This window comes from Micromonospora sp. DT227, assembly GCF_049841835.1.
GTDB lineage: Bacteria > Actinomycetota > Actinomycetes > Mycobacteriales > Micromonosporaceae > Micromonospora.
In genome coordinates this window covers 1-261 of the sequence record NZ_JBNCLA010000089.1, presented here as the reverse complement: position 1 = coordinate 261, position 261 = coordinate 1, and the positions used below count along the sequence as shown (strand labels likewise).

Annotated in this window: 1 protein-coding gene; it reads right to left on the bottom strand. The window is 69.0% G+C overall.

Annotated features, from left to right (window positions below):
• The coding region (locus tag ACLQ2W_RS34020; RefSeq protein WP_425792016.1) for a SpnB-like Rossmann fold domain-containing protein at positions 1-261 on the bottom strand (261 nt) is incomplete at both ends.

The following is a 261-nucleotide window of genomic DNA, read 5'->3' as shown; positions in this document are numbered from 1 at the left end:
CATCAAGACGCCACGACAACCGCTCGGGACCAGGCAGAGACAACCCGCCAGCACCGGCCCGGACCAACCGCCGGACATACAGGCCACCGGCGCGTACCGCGATCTCCGGTTCGCCGCTGTCCAGCACCGCCGTGAGGATCCTGCCCAATTCGCTGCCGTGGTCGGTGTCGAGGTCGGTGTCGGTGTCGAGCAGGATGAAACGGTGGGGGTGTTCAGACTGCGCGGAACGGACCAGGCCCCACACCGCGGCCGCGGCCAGGT